Consider the following 15,878-nt stretch of genomic DNA (forward strand, 5'->3'; position numbering starts at 1 on the left):
ATGCCCTAAGCATGCGGGCGGGTGCCACAGGCTGCAAGGCAAAAAAGACCTTGCTTTTCCGCGTGTTGAGATGGCATTCCATTAGATGAAAATTCTGGCATGTCGTGCTGGAATGCCAACGGAGGTCCGATGCCCTCACCGCGCCCCGCTCGTGACCGTGCGTTGCAGCCAGAGATTACCGAACGGCTGCTGATTGCGACCGCTGAGGATGGCGTGAGGTTGTCGGGGCTGTTGATGCGGCCGACGAAGGGCGACAGCAGCGATCTACTTGCGATTTGGATTCACACCCGCCAACTCAGCTTTGCTGAGCCGGAATACATAGAGATTGGGCGGCGAACCGCGCAGGCCGGCGTTCCATTTTTGACCATCAATACGCGCGGACACGGTTTTGGCAGTTGGAGCCGTGGTGGTGAGGAGCCTGTTCTGGGCGGATCGGCCTGGGAGGTGTTCACAGATTGCGTATACGATCTGGATGCTTGGCTCGATGAGGCACGCCAGCACGGTTTCCGTCGCGTGGTTCTCTGCGGTCATGGTTTTGGTGGCGCAAAAGCACTGCATTACCAGGCGCAAAGCGGTCGCCGCGAGGTTGCTGGCCTTGCGTTGGCTTCGTCCGCATCTGCGATCCGGCCAAAAATGTCGAACGACGATCTCGACCTTGCACGATCCATGCGGGCGGAAGGGCGAGGGCGAGATTTGATGCCTTGGGGTACGGGCGGCGATAGCCTGAAAAGCACTGTCAGCGCTGACTGGTATTTGGACCGCGCGCAGATGTTCAAGGAGCTTTATGGCCATGGTAGTTTGCCCCCGGCCTTAGCCCGCGTGAGCTGCCCGGTCTTTGCTTGGTTTGGATCGCGCGAAACGCGGCGTGACCGAGACATCCATGGTTTTTTGGAGCTGGTGCGCGGCACTGCCACCCGGGCAGCCAGCTTGGAGACCCGGGTGCTTAAAGGGGTCGACTTTTTTTACACTGGTGGCGAAACGCAAGTTGCAGACGCTTTGGTGGATGCGGCCCATGCTCTGGGTGCGCGCCGAAACGCGGCGTAACGGTCATGGCAACATCCGGTCGCCGCCGAGGGCCAGTTCCCAAGTCCGATCAGCCCAAGCCATTGACGCGTGCGCTTGATCGGGGATTGCGCATTCTGTCCATCATTGCTGAGGATCCTGATCTGCCGTTGGTTGACATCGCGCAGCGTTCGGACCTCTCACCCGCCACAGCTTTGCGGTTGCTCGATACGCTGCGCGCCCATGATTTCGTGGTGCAAGATGAGGGTGGGCTCTACCGTGTTGGCCTCAAAGCGTTCGAGGTGGGAACGCGCTTTCTCTCGCATACGCGCTTGCAGGAAGTCTGCCGCCCAATCTTAATGCGGCTCACCGAAGACACCGATCAGACAGCCTCGCTAGCAATCCTTGAGGAGGCCGATGCGGTCTATGTCGATAGTGGCGAGAGCCAGCGTTCGATCCGTACAGCAACGCGCGTTGGTACACGCGTCCCAGCGCATTTGAGTGCATCGGGTAAGGTGCTGCTGGCTTGGCTTTGGGAGGTGCGCGTGCGTGAACTGCTCGGCGCCGAACCGCTTCGCACCATGACGCCCAACAGCCTGTCCGATGTCGACGCGGTGCTTGAAGCGCTTGCGGAGGTGCGACAGGACGGCATCGCCTATGACCGTGAGGAGTTTGAACTTGGTATCACCTGTCTGGCAGCGCCGGTACGCGACCGCGAAGGCACAGTCGTAGCAGCCTTGTCTGTCTCAACGCTGACCGGTCAGTTCTCCGGGCGCGAAGCCGCGCTGAAACAGGCATTGCAGGATGCGGCCCGTGATGCGTCTCGTCGCATGGGTTGGCGCGCGCAACAGACTGGATCAATGCGCGCGGATGCAACGCTGGTCGATTAATTCCATATAGTGAAATTAATTTTTGCTCTTTGACATTTTGATCGAGAGGCGTAGCTTGGCGCGCATTCGACACATGTGATGCCAGCTTAGACAGTGCGGTCCTTGGCCCACGGCTTTTGCCTGGCTTTAAGGAGCCTGGCATGCCCGACGCGGAAGACGATCAGCCGGTCGGTTCTCACCTTAAACCCAGCTTCAGCAATCTTTTCGGCCTGTTCGCTCTGCCGCATGTGGGCCTGTTTTACGGGGGTCGAACGCTGGCGGCCATTGGCGTCTGGATGGAACAGTTGGCAACCGGCTGGCTGGTTTGGGAGATGACCGGTTCGGCAACATGGCTGGGCGTGATAACCTTTTTGCGTTTGGCGCCATCGATCATTCTTGGGCCTATTGGCGGCGTGTTGGCCGACCGGATGTGGCCACTTGATCTGATGCGGCTGTGCAAAGTGGCCGTTGTGAGCGGGTTTTTCTTGCTTACGCTCTTGCTGGCGCTCGATCTGCTGACGATCTGGTCGCTCGGTGTGCTCATCGCCTTTATTGGCAGTGCGCAGTCGCTGGCCAATCCGGCCAACAAGGCGTTTGTTTGGCACTTGGTGCCGAAGCACTGGCTGCCGGTCGCGATCCCGGTTGGCTCGATAACCTTTAATCTGGCGGCTTTCGTTGGGCCGGCTGCTGCTGGCGCGTTGATCGCCTGGCAGGGTGTGCTTACGGCCTATGTGGTGACGCTTTGCCTGCAAGCAGTGTTTCTCGCGGTTTTGCTGCGCCTCAAGCTGCCTCCTAATGGCGAGGACAACCATCGCATCGCTGACGCCGGGCAGATTGGCCTCTCGCGCAGCCTTGTCGATGGCGCGCGCTACATTGCGCACGATGCCTCGGTGCGCGCTGTTCTGGTCTTGCATTTGCTGTTCGCCGTCTGCGCGCGCCCGCTGATTCCGTTGATGCCAGCGATCGCGGTGGTGTTGTTCGGCGGCGGTCCGCAAACGGTAGGCCTGTTAACCGCCTGTATCGGGGCGGGGGCCATAGTCGGCGGTCTTTGGCTGGCCTCGCGCAGCCGGGTCGAAGGCATGGCCCAGCTTCTGCTCCTCTTCATGATTGTGTTGATGACACTCGTCATCGCGCTGGCACTGGTGCGCTGGACGCCTGCCGGGTTCGTCATTCTGTTCGCTATCGGCGCGTGCATGATCGTGCGTGCGTCTGGCACCCAAACGCTGCTTCAGTTCGCTGTGGACAACCAAATGAGGGGGCGGGTGATGGGCTACTACGGTTTGTTCTTAAAGGGGGGCAGCGCCGTCGGCGCCCTCTTGGTTGGGGCTCTGGCCGATCTGACGACGCTTCCAACAGCCCTGATGACCGCGGCCGTTTTGGGTGGTGCAGGTTTGGTGGCCATGAGCCGATCTTTCTTGGCCGCGGGTCGGAAGGTCGAAGCGCTTGAATAGATAATTTCATTAGATGAAATATAATTTTAACTGTTGACATAATTGCCGTAACGAATACCGTTGCTCCCGCACAGCGAGAAAACTCGCGTCACGGGAGGACTATCAATGACCCTGCACCATTTGCGCCGCACGGTTGGTACAGCCGCGCTGACTCTTGCCCTTGCCGGTGGCTTTGCGGCCGTCGCGACGGCCGATGGCCATCTGCACCAGGCGCCGATGCTTGATGCCATGGTGGCATCAGGCGAATTGCCGCCGCTGGCGGAACGTCTGCCAGCCAGTCCTCTGGTCATTGAAGCGATCGAGGAAGTCGGAGAGTATGGCGGGACTTGGCGTACTGCGGCTTCCAGTCGTACCGACAGCTGGATGTATCGCACTATCAACTACGATCACTTGGTGATGTGGAATCAGGATTGGACTGGCGTCGTGCCGAATGTGGCTGAGAGCGTGGAGGCCAATGAGGATTCTACCGTCTTCACGTTTACGCTGCGCGAAGGCCATCGTTGGTCGGACGGGACGCCGCTGACCAGCGCTGACATGGTGTTCGCCATGGAGATGCTTCGTGACCCAAATCTGGGTATTCCCTCACGCTCTTACCGCAACGCTGCCGGATGGGCGACGGTCGAGGCCATCGACGAGCGTACCTTCACGGTGACGTTCGGCGAGCCGTACGGCACGTTCTTGCAAGACCTCTCGCGCGTTTCCTCCTCGGAGATGGGCGATGGGCTGCTGAAATTGCCGCGCCACTATATGGCGCAGTTTCACCCGGACTATAATCCCGATGGGATCGACGCGTTGGTGGAGGAATCGGGCTTTGACAGCTGGGTCGATCTCTTCAACGCGCGCTGGTCGTCCTATCAGAACGCCGGCAAGCCGACGCTTGCCGCTTGGGTGATCGATGATCCCTTTGGCGAGGGCACGCAGGTACGCGCCGTGCGCAACCCCTATTATTTCAAGATCGACGAAGAGGGGAACCAGCTTCCTTACATCGATGATGTGGTCTTCCAGGTCTACCAGGACAATGAGGTGATGCTGTTGCAAGCCTTGGCTGGCGAGATCGACTTCCATGGTAGGCATATCAATACCGTGCCCAACCGGCCGCTCTTGGCTGATGTGGCTGAACAGTTGGGTATGGAATTTATCCGCCTTATCCCTTCAAGTGCCAACGAAGGGGCGATCTATTTCAATCAGACCTTTGAAGAAGAGGCGATGCGCGAGGTGCTGACGAGCCGGGACTTCCGGGCCGGCCTGTCGCATGCACTCGATCGCGAAGCGATTTGCGATACCGTGTTTGCCGGCGCAGCCGTGCCCCGCCAGATCGCGGTGAGCCCAGAGTTTCCGCCGCTCTACAATGAGCAGTTGGCGAACCAGCATCTGGACTATGATGTCGATTTGGCCAACCAGTTGATGGATCAGGCTGGATTCACGGAGCGGGATAACCAGGGGTTCCGGCTGCGCTCCGATGGTGAGCGGATCACGCTGGTCATCCAGGTTCGTACCGACAAGCAGGACATGATCGACATCGCCGATCTGGCTTCCCGCTACTGGGCTGAGGTCGGGGTGGACGTCCAACTGGATGTGGTGGAACGCTCTTTGTCCGATCAGCGGCGCGACGCAAACCAGCACATGATCCTGATGGAGGACCATTCCTCCGCGTTGGCTGACGCGGTTCTTGCCGCCGCGCCATACCTGCCGGTGGACGACGACCAAGGCTTCGGCATCCCCTGGTTCTATTGGTACGCCGGAATGGACAATGCGCAGGAGCCGCCGGAACAGGTGCAACGCCAAATCGCACTTTACCGCGAAATGGGTGAAACCTCGGTGCCCGCAGAACAGTTCGAGATCTTTGCCGAGATCTTGCAAATCACAGCGGACAATTTCTTTGCGCTGGGAACCTGTTCGGAGGAGATTCAATACGCCTTCAAGCTGGATCACATGCGCAATGTGCCCGATGTGATGCATGGCAGCTTCGCCTTCGCACCCCCAGGGCCTTATCATCCGGCCCATTTCTGGATCGATGATGAGAGCCTGCGCTAGGCGGGCGCTTTAACCAAAATGGCGCGCGGGGAGCTTTAACGGTTCCCGCTGCCGAGCCATCCTCCCCAACTCCCCCCACTTTTTTGGCGCGCTGGCCAAGTTGCGCGTCTTCTGATCGCCGATCGACGGAGTGAACACTCGTGCTGCGCTACATTGCCCGCCGCATCTTGCTGATGATCCCGACGCTGATTTTGATCAGTTTAGTGACGTTCATCGTCGTTCAGCTGCCGCCAGGCGATTATCTTAACGCCTATGTGGCGCAGCTTACTCAGGAAGGCGGTGAAACGGTCGATCGCGAACAGATCGAAATCCTTCGCGAGCGCTACGGTCTCAATGAGCCTTTCCTGGTGCAATACTGGAAGTGGATTTCCAATATCGTGTTTGAAGGCGATTTTGGCCGCTCGTTCGAATGGGAGCGACCGGTTAGTGAGCTTTTGTGGGGCCGTATTGCCCTGACCTTTGTTGTCTCCCTCGCCTCACTGCTTTTCGTCTACTGCGTGGCCTTTCCTATCGGGGTCTACTCAGCGATCCGCAAATACTCGCTGGGTGACTATGTTTTCACGTTCTTTGGGTTTCTCGGTTTGGCCGTGCCCAACTTTCTGCTGGCATTGGTGCTCATGGTCACCTCGCTGCAAGTGTTCGGCGTGACGCCAGGTGGCTTGTTCAGCCCTGAATATGCCGAAGCGCCATGGTCCTGGGCCAAGCTGATGGATTTTCTGGCGCACCTTTGGATCCCGATGATTATCATTGGCACGGCATCGACGGCTGCGTTGATCCGGGTGATGCGCGCCAACCTGCTTGATGAGCTGAACAAGCCCTATGTGGAAACGGCGCGGGCCAAAGGACAATCCGAAGCGGTTCTCATCATGCGCTATCCGGTGCGCATTGCGCTGAACCCGTTCGTCAGCCGGCTAGGGTGGGAGCTTCCAGCGCTCGTCTCGGGGGCTGCGATTACATCCATCGTGCTCAATTTGCCAACCGCTGGCCCTATTCTGCTCAGCGCTCTGCAAAGCCAGGACATGTTCCTGGCCGGCTCCTTCATCCTCATCCTCTCGGTGCTGACCGTGATCGGCACCTTGATTTCCGACATCCTGCTCGCGTGGCTCGATCCGCGCATCCGTTACTCGTGAGGCGCTGGCGATGGCTATGACAACCGACACAGCGACGCCGCTCGGGCCTGATGACGCGCCGGCGATTGTCGATGCCCAAGGCGCCGAGGTTGCAGGTCAATGGAAGTTGATGTGGTGGAAGTTTCGCCGCCATAAACTCGCTATGGCGTCGGGTGTCGTGGTGCTGCTTCTTTACCTGATCGCAATTTTTGCCGAAGTGCTCGCTCCCGCCGACCCCAATGATTTCAGCCCGCGTTACACCTATGCGCCGCCGCAGGAGCTGCGCTGGAGCTATGTCGACGACGCCGGCGAGCGCCATTGGGGTCTGCATGTCAATGATTACCGCACGGAGCTTGATCGCGAGACCTTCCGGCGGACGTTCGTCCTTGACGAAGACGACCGCATCCCTGTCGGCTTCTTCGTTGAGGGCGAACCCTATCTGCTGCTTGGCTTCATCCCGGCTAGCCTGAAACTGTTCGGCCCCAAAGAGGTGGGTGCGCCCTTTTACATTTGGGGCGCCGATCGGCTTGGCCGCGACATGTTCAGTCGCGTCATTCATGGCGCACGGGTGTCACTGTCCATCGGGCTGGTTGGGGTCTTCCTGTCACTGTTTCTGGGTGTCGTTTTAGGCGGGATCTCTGGCTATTACGGCGGCTGGATCGATACCGGCATTCAAAGGCTGATCGAGTTCATCCGTTCCATCCCGACGATCCCTTTGTGGATGGGTTTGGCGGCTGCCATTCCGCTGACGCTGCATCCGCTGATGGTTTACCTCATCATCACCGCCATCGTCAGTTTGGTGGGGTGGACGGATCTCGGGCGCGAGGTGCGCGGGCGCTTCTTATCCATCAAGGACGATGATTATGTCGCAGCTGCTCGCCTCGACGGGGCATCCGAGCCACGCATTATTTTGCGGCACATGGCGCCGAGTTTCCTTAGCCACATCATCGCAACCGTGACACTGGCGATCCCGACGATGATCCTCGCCGAGACGGCGCTGTCCTTCCTAGGCATCGGGCTGCGTCCGCCGGTGGTCAGCTGGGGTGTTCTCCTCCAAGAGGCGCAGAACATCCGCGCCGTGGTGACCGCGCCCTGGCTGATGGTTCCTGGCGGCGCCGTGGTGGTTGCCGTGCTTGCGTTCAACTTTCTTGGCGATGGTCTGCGCGACGCCGCCGACCCCTATTCGAACTGAGTGGCGGACATGGACCAAGGCCAAGTGATCTCCATGACGCCCGATGCAGTGCTGACCGTGCGCAACATGAAGACGGAGTTTGCGCTGCGCACCCACACGCTGAAGGCCGTGGACGATGTCAGCTTCACTCTGAAGCGCGGCAAGACCTTGTGCATCGTCGGCGAGAGCGGCTCGGGCAAATCCGTAACCGCGCGGTCGATCCTGCGCATCGTGCCGGAACCGGGCAAGATCACCGGCGGCGAGGTGATCCTGCACCGTGACGACGGTGACATCGCGCTACACGAATTGGGAGACCGTTCGAAGGAAATTCGGGCCATCCGTGGCGCCGACATCGCCATGATCTTTCAAGAGCCGATGTCCTCGCTTTCGCCGGTGCACACGATCGGCTTCCAGATTGACGAGAGCCTGAAGCTGCACACAAACCTCGACAAACAGGCACGCCTGGCGCGTGTGGTGGAGCTTCTGCGCCGGGTTGAGATTCCCGACCCCGAACGCACCGCCGACCGGTACCCGTTCGAATATTCCGGCGGCATGCGCCAGCGCGCGATGATCGCCATGGCGCTCGCTTGCAACCCGAAGGTCCTCATCGCCGACGAGCCGACAACGGCCCTTGATGTCACCACGCAAGCCGAAATCCTCGATCTCATACAGGAGCTTCAGGACGAGTACGGCATGGCGGTGATGTTCATCACCCACGATATGGGTGTTGTGGCCGAGATCGCAGACGAGGTGGCGGTGATGTATCGCGGCCAGCATGTCGAGACCGGCAGCGTGGAAGAGATTTTCGCAAATCCGCGCGAGGATTATACCAAGATGCTGATCGGGTCGGCGGTGCGGTTGGAAGAGCCGTCGCCTATCAAAGTCGCCATGCAGGCCAAAATGGCAGCCAGCGCAACGCGCGAGCCAATTTTGCAGGTTCGGGATCTGGTCAAACAGTTCAAGTCCAAACATACCATGCTCGGCAAACTGGTGTCTGAGGGGGTGCGGGCCGTGGACGGGGTCAGCCTCAACCTCCTGCCAGGTGAGACACTGGGCGTGGTTGGCGAAAGCGGGTCGGGCAAGACCACGCTTGGGCGCTGCATTATGCGCATGCATGAGCCAACTTCAGGCTCTGTGCTCTATCGAGGCCAAGGCGAGGACACTGAGGTCACCGGGCTCGACAAGAAAGGTCTTCGTGACTTCCACGCCGATGTCCGGATGATCTTCCAGGACCCCTATGCCAGCCTCAACCCGCGCATGACGGTGGAGCAATTGATCGGCGAGCCACTGCGCAATCGCAAGCTCGGTACGCCGGCGGAAATCAGAGAGCGGGTCGCCGATCTTCTGGTGCGGGTCGGTTTGAAGCCAGAGCATATGGAGCGCTATCCGCATGCCTTTTCCGGCGGGCAGCGCCAGCGCATCGGCATCGCCCGGGCGCTCGCGCCGAACCCGAAGATCATCATCGCCGACGAGGCAACGTCCGCGCTCGATGTCAGCTTGCGTTCGCAGATCCTCGATCTCTTGTTGGAGTTCCAGCAGGCGCTCGACCTCTCCTTCATTTTCATCAGCCATGACATTTCGACGGTGCGCTATTTCTGCGACCGGGTTGCAGTGATGTATCGCGGCGAGTTGGTGGAGATCGGCAAGGCACGCGAGGTCTGCGACGACCCCAGCCACGCCTACACCAAGGCGCTGCTCAGTGCCGTGCCGCGCCCCGACCCGACGCGCCGGCGCATCGCCGACCGCCACCGCTATGTGGCGCCGGACCCCGAGCTTTTGACGAACGGAGCTTCCGCATGAGTGGCTGGAACTGGACGCGCGCGCCGCAAGCCGGCGAGATCACGCTCGGTCTTGTCGGCGATACCAATATTCAGGGACGCGGGGATCCGGCTTCGGCGTTCATGGAGGTTATGGACACGTTGCACGATCTGGACCTTTTGATGGGCCAGTTGGAATGCCCGCTGTCGAAACCGAGCGACGATCCGCTGGCGCCTGACATCTCCTACAAGAAGGGCTGGAAGCATTCCGATCCGTTGGTGGCGGAGGGTTTCAAGAAGGCCGGCTTCAAGGCGGTCAGTTTCGCCTCTAACGTGACCTTTCCACCGGCGGTGGCGGTGGAAACCGCAGCGCATCTCGACCGGGCTGGCATCGCCCATGCCGGCGGCGGCAAGGACTGGGCGGCCGCGCGTGCGCCAGCCATCGTGGAGTCCGGTGGGGTGACGGTCGCGCTGCTGTCCTACACCTCCGTGTTTTGGCCGATTGAACAACCGGCGACAGCCAAAACGCCCGGCGTTGCCACCATCAAGGGCCACACCGCCTACCAGCCCGGTCGCCGCGTGCTGGAAATGCCCGGTGCACCGCCGGACATCCACACATGGGCCGATCCGGACGAACTGGCCGCCATGGTCGACGATGTGAAGGCGGCCAAGGCGAAGGCGGACATTGTGATCGTTGCCTGCCATTGGGGCGTGTCGAGCCAGGAGGAACATGTCGGCTATCAGACCGAGATCGGCAAGGCGGCCATCGATGCCGGCGCCGACCTCGTTTACGGCACCCATTCGCACATGATTGGTGGGGTGGAGCTTTATAAGGGCCGCCCGATCTTCTACTCGCTCGGCAATTTCGCTTTCGATTGGCAGAAGATGCGCGGCCGCAATCTCGATGGGCTCATGGTCCGCTGCGTGGTGGGGCGCCAGGGCATTGCGCATGTTGGGCTGGTGCCCGTGCGTCGCAACGACGACAACAATATCGCCGTTCTCGATCCGCACACGCCCGAAGGTGCGCTGGTGGTCAACCGGCTCAGCGAACTGTCGGAGGGTCTGGGCGCGCGCTTCGTGCTGCGCGGCAACGAAGTGATGGTCGAAGCGGATAGCCAGGTGGTGTCCGTGGCATGAAAATCACCCGCGTTACGCCCTACCTGTCGGACCGCTATCTGTTCGTCGAGATCGAGACCGACACCGGTCTGGTCGGCACCGGCGAATGCGGCGCGTGGGGCCAGTTGGAGGCCGCCAAGACGGCGGTGGAGAAGTTCGGCGACTATCTCACCGGCAAGGACCCCCGCCCCATCGAGCACCATTGGAACGTGATGCATCGGTTCGGCTGGTTTCGCGGCGCGGCGATCTGCGCGGCCATTTCGGGCATCGACATCGCGCTGTGGGACATCAAGGGTCAGGCGCTGGGCGTGCCGATCCACGAACTTCTCGGCGGGCCGACCCGCACCAGGGCGCGGGTCTACTGCCATGTGAAGGCGCAGACGCGCGAGCAGATGATCGACAATTGCCTGGCCCGCAAGGCGCAAGGCTTCACCGCCATCGGCCATCTCAACCCGTTCCTGGATGAGGACCGGTCGGTCGCCTACAGCAAGGCGCATGCGCAGAAGATCGACGAGGCTGTCAGCCTGGTCGCCGACCTGCGCGACGCGCTCGGCAACGATGTCGACCTTTGCATCGAAATCCACCGACGCCTGACACCTGCCGAAGCGGTGGTGTTTGCCAAGGAGATCGCGCCCTACCGGCCGATGTTCTACGAAGACCCGATCGCGCCGACCACCGCCGACAGCATGGGCCGCGTCGCCGGGAAGGTGGACGTGCCGGTCGCGACCGGTGAACGCTTTCACTCCTTCTACGACTTTCAGAACCATTTCGAACGCGATGCGCTGACCTACGCGCGCATCTCGGTGTGCCTGTGCGGCGGCATCACCGGCGCGCGCAAGATCGCCGCCATGGCCGAGGCGCGCGATATCGGTGTCATTCCCCACAATCCGCTGTCGCCGATCTCACTCGCAGCCTGCCTGCAACTGGATGCGGCTATTCCGAACTTCACGATCCAGGAGTTCCCCACCGTCGGCTTGGCATTTGAGTCCACCGAAGAAGATGGCGAGGTTCCTGGCGACACGCTACGTGGCCAGTCACTTGTAACTTCAATCCCGGAGGTGACCAAAGGCTTTGTCGACATCCCAACAGCACCCGGTCTTGGCATGACCCTCACCGACGCTGGGCGAAATGCCAAGGCTATCAAGCGCGGTGTCGCCATGCGTCCCCATGTCGATGGCTTCGTGGTGGACCAATGAGAGAGTTTCAGCGCCTTGGATGGACCATTCCGCCGCTTGGCATCGGCACCTTTGCCATGGGCGGCACGGCGCTGGCCGGCGGCACGCAAAAGGGCTGGCCCGGCGTCGACCCCGCCGAAGCCAGGCGCGGGATGGAAGTGGTACTTGACGGGGGTATCGGTCTCATTGACACCGCCGATGTCTATGGCGCTGGTCATGCCGAGATGGAGCTTGGCGACCTGCTCGGCGCGCGGCGTGAAAAGGTTCTGCTTGCCACCAAGTTCGGCAAACGCATGAACGAGCACACGCGCGAGCGGTTGCCAGGCGATGTTGTCGATGCCGATGATGTTGTTGCCGCCTGCGAAGGATCACTGCGCCGTTTAAAAACTGACCGCATCGATCTTTACCAGTTGCATATCAACGCGCTCGACCCGGCTATCAGCGATGGTATTCAGGCTGCGCTGGAGCGCTTAGTCGAAGACGGTAAGATACGGGCCTATGGCTGGTCGACCGATAGCGTCGCATGTGCTGAAACATGGACCGGGTCACCACGCTTTGGTGCCGTGCAGATGCGGCTTAACGTGTTCGATGGCGTCCAGGATTTGCTCGCCATGGCGGAGCGCGAGGGTTTGGCGGTGCTCTGCCGTGAACCGCTGGCGCAAGGCATCTTGACCGGTAAGTACGGCGCGAGCAGCCAGCTTGCGGAAGGCGATGTGCGCAAGACAAAGTGGAACCTGACGGAGGGCCGCGAGGCGCGCCGACTGGCCACATACGAGGCGTTGCGCGAGTGGCTCACCATTGGCGGGCGCACGCCGGTTCAAGGGGCCCTTGGCTGGCTCATGGCACGTTCGCCAAACACGCTGCCCATTCCCGGTTTCAAGACCGAGGTGCAGGTGCGCGACATTCTTGGCGCGCTTGAGCACGGCCCTTTGCCGCAACAGGCCATGGACGAAATCGCGGCCATCATGGCCGCCCACACAGACAACCATCAGGACCCCTCATGAAGATCACCGATATCAGTTTCGACGCCTATGAGTGGGACAAGCCGGTGCCGCTTTCCAACGGGCTGCACACCTACTCCAAGGGCGGCGGTTGGGTGATCCGCATCTACACCGACGAGGGTGTGGTGGGGCACTCCATCGGCGGAACCCGGCATAATGAACAAGCAAGCCGTGAGATGATGAAGGAGCTTCTCATCGGCGAAAATCCGCTGATGACGGAGAAGCTCTGGCACAAGCTCTATTCACCGAAACGACGAGGGCGTCGCGGCATGGAAACGCGGGCGCAATCCTCGCTCGACATCGCGCTCTGGGACATCAAGGCGAAAGTGGCCGGACTGCCGCTCTCCACCATGATCGGTGGCTTCAACGACACGCTGAACATCTATTGCGCAGGCGGCTACTACGCGCCGGGCAAGGGCCTGAAGGAGCTTGCCGAAGAGATGGAAGGCTATGTGCGCTATGGCGCCAAGGCGGTGAAAATGAAGGTCGGCGCGGTCCCGATGGCCGAGGATGCTGAGCGTGTGCGCACCGTTCGCGATGCCGTCGGTCCGGACATCAAGGTGATGATCGACGCGAACTGCGCCTACAAGGCGTTCGAGGCCATCCAGTTCGCGCGCATGGTGGAACCTTATGACGTCTTCTGGTTCGAGGAGCCGGTTCAGCCAGACGATATCGAAGGCTATGCCCGCATCGCGCAGACGACCTCCATTCCGATTGTCGGCGGCGAGAACGAATACACCCGCTTCGGTTTTCGCGAGTTCATCCACGGGTCGGGGACGCCGATCGTGCAAGCTGACGGAACCAATTGCGGTGGTGTGACGGAGTTCATGAAGATTGCCAGCTATGCCGACACGCATGGCCGGGTCGTTGCCCCGCACGGTGAGCAACAGATCCATGTGCATCTGCTCTCGGCCATTCCAAATGGCCTCTATCTGGAGTTCTACCCCGAAGAGTATGACCACTACCGGGTCATGAAGTATGAGACCGGTTTGCAGTTGAACCCCGATGGAACGGTCACCGTGCCAACCGCTCCTGGGGCTGGGCTGGAGTGGAACGACAAGGCGATGGCCAAGTACAAGATATGAGCCGCCCCGCCCGACCACGTTTTCCCTACGGCTCTGTCTACTACCGCCGCTCCAACCCGCCGGAGAAAGACTGGGAACGCGACTACGCACAGGCCGCCAGCGACGGCTGGACGGTGTTTCGCCATTGGACGCTGTGGTCGGCGGTCAATACTGCACCGGGCGTGTGGGACTGGTCGCTCTATGACCGGCAGTTGGACCTTGCCGCCAAGCACGGGCTTCTGACCGTGGTGCAGGAAAAGCTGACCTCCGCGCCGATCTGGGCGTTTGAAAAGTATCCCGAAGCGCGGCTCGTGCATCGGGGCGGCCGCGCCGACGAGCCGCAAATGTCCGGCTCCTGTTCGTCCGGCGGCTTTCCGGGCCTTTCGCTCAACCATGAGGGTGCGCGTGCGCTTGCCGGCGAGTTCCTGACCCGCCTCGCCGAACGGTACAAGGACCATCCGGGCCTTGGCTGGTACGACATCGTCAACGAAGCGAAGTTTCCCCAGAACCAGTGGGGCAAGCAGGGCGACTACGATTTTTCCGAACCGACGCAGGCCGCGTTCCGCGTCTGGCTGAAGGCAAAGTACGGATCGCTTGATGCGCTGGCCGAGGCGTGGTGCCAATTCGGCTACACCGATTGGGACCAAGTGCGCGCGCCGATGGCACTTGCCTTCTACACCCAGTCGCTCGATTGGCTGCGCTTTCGCGTCGACAACATCATCGAGCAAATGCGTTGGCGCGCAGAGACCTTGCGCGCGGCGGACCCACACACACCGATCACCAGCCATGGCCAGGCGCAGGCGCTTCAAACGCTCTCGATCGCTGGAAGTCATGATTGGCGTTCGGCTGAAACCGTCGACAGCTACGGTTTCACCTATGTCCAGTCGCGCCACGGGGTGGAGCCATGGATGCACATGCATGCCGTGGACCTCACGCGCTCGGCGAGCCGTGGCAAGCCCTTCTGGCATGCCGAGCATCAAGGCGGACCGGTTTGGATGCGTGACTTCCAAATGGGCCGACCGCGCGACGATGGACGCTTGCGGCACCCGGAAGACATTCGCCTCTCCAATCTGATGTCCATGGCCGGCGGCGCCCGCGGCATCATGTTCCCGCGTATGCGCCCCCTTCTCTCAGGGCCGCTGTTCGGCACGCTTGGGCCCTATGGCAATGATGGCAGGCCGACGAACCGCTCGGCCATGGCTTCAGAAATGGCCCGCTGGGTCAAAGAAGTGGAGCGGACCGGCCTTTGGGATGCGATGCCAGTGCGCGGCGAGCTCGGCATTTTGGTTGTCGAAGAAAGCCAGCACCAGGCGCTTGCGATGCATAGCTCACCCGATTTCTACGCCAAGTCGGCTCGCGGTGCCTATCGCGGCTTTCATGAAGCGGGCTATCAGCCTGATTTCATTGTGCCCGACCAGATAGACGACCATCGCACCGTCTATCTTCCGTTCCCCGCCACACTGCCGGTTGCGCTGCGCCAACGTCTTGCCGATTGGGTTGCCGAGGGCGGTACGCTCATCTCAGAGGGCTTTCCGGGCTACTTCACCGAGGAGGGTTGGGTCACACCGGATGAGACCGCCGCCTGGCTTGAGGCGCTTTTCGGTGTCCGCCAGACTTATGAAGAGTTCTTTGCTGATATTTCAGACGATGTGAGTTTCCGGTGGAAAGATGAAACGATCCGGGGCGGGCTTTACACCCAAGCCTTCGAGGCGAGGGGAGCTGAGCTTCTCGCAGAGTACACAGCCGAGGCCGGTCCCTATGCAAAGGGATTGGCGGCGCTGGCAAGCCATGCTCATGGCAAAGGCCGAACGCTGCTCTGCGGGACGCACCCAGGTTATGGCGCTTACCACAAGGGTGGCTCGCCGTTTTTTGCGAATGCCGCTGCCTTGGCGGGCCTTTCACCGCGCTATGATCTGCCCGCCCCGTGTTTCGCTCGACTTTGTGAGAGCAGCGCACAACGCTTTGTTTGGTTGGTCAATCCGTCACGCGGCGCGGTGGAAGTGAGCCTTGAGATTGCAGGCTCCGGCGCGGTGGTTCGCGGCGATGCGACAGTTGGCGGCGGCCTAATCCAAGCGAGATTGGGTGGCCGTGACGCCACCATTGTGCGGCTGCACAACGTTTAAGGAGAG

Annotated in this window: 12 protein-coding genes; all 12 read left to right on the top strand. The window is 60.9% G+C overall.

Going from position 1 to position 15,878, the window contains the following annotated elements:
* The first annotated feature begins 129 nt into the window (after positions 1–129).
* The 12 genes from ABWH92_RS06520 (at position 130) to ABWH92_RS06575 (ending at position 15,872) form a co-directional block, all read left to right on the top strand.
* Positions 130–1,044 carry an alpha/beta hydrolase gene (locus ABWH92_RS06520; RefSeq protein ID WP_375573224.1) on the top strand — a complete coding sequence of 305 codons (915 nt, stop codon included), beginning with the start codon at positions 130–132 and terminating at the stop codon, positions 1,042–1,044.
* Between the two features lie 5 nt (positions 1,045–1,049).
* Positions 1,050–1,892 carry an IclR family transcriptional regulator gene (locus tag ABWH92_RS06525; RefSeq protein ID WP_375573226.1) on the top strand — a complete coding sequence of 281 codons (843 nt, stop codon included), beginning with the start codon at positions 1,050–1,052 and terminating at the stop codon, positions 1,890–1,892.
* A 140-nt stretch (positions 1,893–2,032) separates the two neighbouring features.
* Positions 2,033–3,322 (top strand): MFS transporter, encoded by a 1,290-nt coding sequence (locus tag ABWH92_RS06530; protein ID WP_375573228.1) that lies wholly within the window; start codon positions 2,033–2,035, stop codon positions 3,320–3,322.
* Positions 3,323–3,427: 105 nt separating this feature from the next.
* Positions 3,428–5,356, top strand: coding sequence for an ABC transporter substrate-binding protein (locus tag ABWH92_RS06535; protein WP_375573229.1), 1,929 nt, complete (start codon positions 3,428–3,430; stop codon positions 5,354–5,356).
* A 140-nt stretch (positions 5,357–5,496) separates the two neighbouring features.
* Positions 5,497–6,486 (top strand): ABC transporter permease, encoded by a 990-nt coding sequence (locus ABWH92_RS06540; RefSeq protein WP_375573230.1) that lies wholly within the window; start codon positions 5,497–5,499, stop codon positions 6,484–6,486.
* 10 nt (positions 6,487–6,496) lie between these two features.
* A complete protein-coding gene (locus tag ABWH92_RS06545) occupies positions 6,497–7,657 on the top strand; it encodes an ABC transporter permease (RefSeq protein ID WP_375573232.1) in 1,161 nt (386 codons plus the stop codon).
* Positions 7,658–7,681: 24 nt separating this feature from the next.
* Positions 7,682–9,436 (top strand): ABC transporter ATP-binding protein, encoded by a 1,755-nt coding sequence (locus ABWH92_RS06550; protein ID WP_375574204.1) that lies wholly within the window; start codon positions 7,682–7,684, stop codon positions 9,434–9,436.
* The gene (locus ABWH92_RS06555) at positions 9,433–10,530 is read left to right on the top strand and encodes a CapA family protein (RefSeq protein ID WP_375573233.1); all 1,098 of its coding nucleotides are present in this window, start codon (positions 9,433–9,435) and stop codon (positions 10,528–10,530) included. Before ABWH92_RS06550 ends, ABWH92_RS06555 begins: the two co-directional genes overlap by 4 nt.
* On the top strand, positions 10,527–11,705 hold the full coding sequence (gene dgoD / locus ABWH92_RS06560; RefSeq protein WP_375573234.1) for a galactonate dehydratase: 1,179 nt from the start codon (positions 10,527–10,529) through the stop codon (positions 11,703–11,705). The genes ABWH92_RS06555 and dgoD overlap by 4 nt, the downstream gene beginning before the upstream one ends.
* Positions 11,702–12,688 (top strand): aldo/keto reductase, encoded by a 987-nt coding sequence (locus ABWH92_RS06565; RefSeq protein ID WP_375573236.1) that lies wholly within the window; start codon positions 11,702–11,704, stop codon positions 12,686–12,688. The genes dgoD and ABWH92_RS06565 overlap by 4 nt, the downstream gene beginning before the upstream one ends.
* The gene (locus tag ABWH92_RS06570) at positions 12,685–13,770 is read left to right on the top strand and encodes a mandelate racemase/muconate lactonizing enzyme family protein (protein WP_375573238.1); all 1,086 of its coding nucleotides are present in this window, start codon (positions 12,685–12,687) and stop codon (positions 13,768–13,770) included. The genes ABWH92_RS06565 and ABWH92_RS06570 overlap by 4 nt, the downstream gene beginning before the upstream one ends.
* The gene (locus ABWH92_RS06575; protein ID WP_375573239.1) at positions 13,767–15,872 is read left to right on the top strand and encodes a beta-galactosidase; all 2,106 of its coding nucleotides are present in this window, start codon (positions 13,767–13,769) and stop codon (positions 15,870–15,872) included. Before ABWH92_RS06570 ends, ABWH92_RS06575 begins: the two co-directional genes overlap by 4 nt.
* Positions 15,873–15,878: the final 6 nt, after the last annotated feature.

Origin of the sequence: Ahrensia marina (assembly GCF_042140245.1) — a bacterium.
Lineage (GTDB): Bacteria > Pseudomonadota > Alphaproteobacteria > Rhizobiales > MH13 > MH13.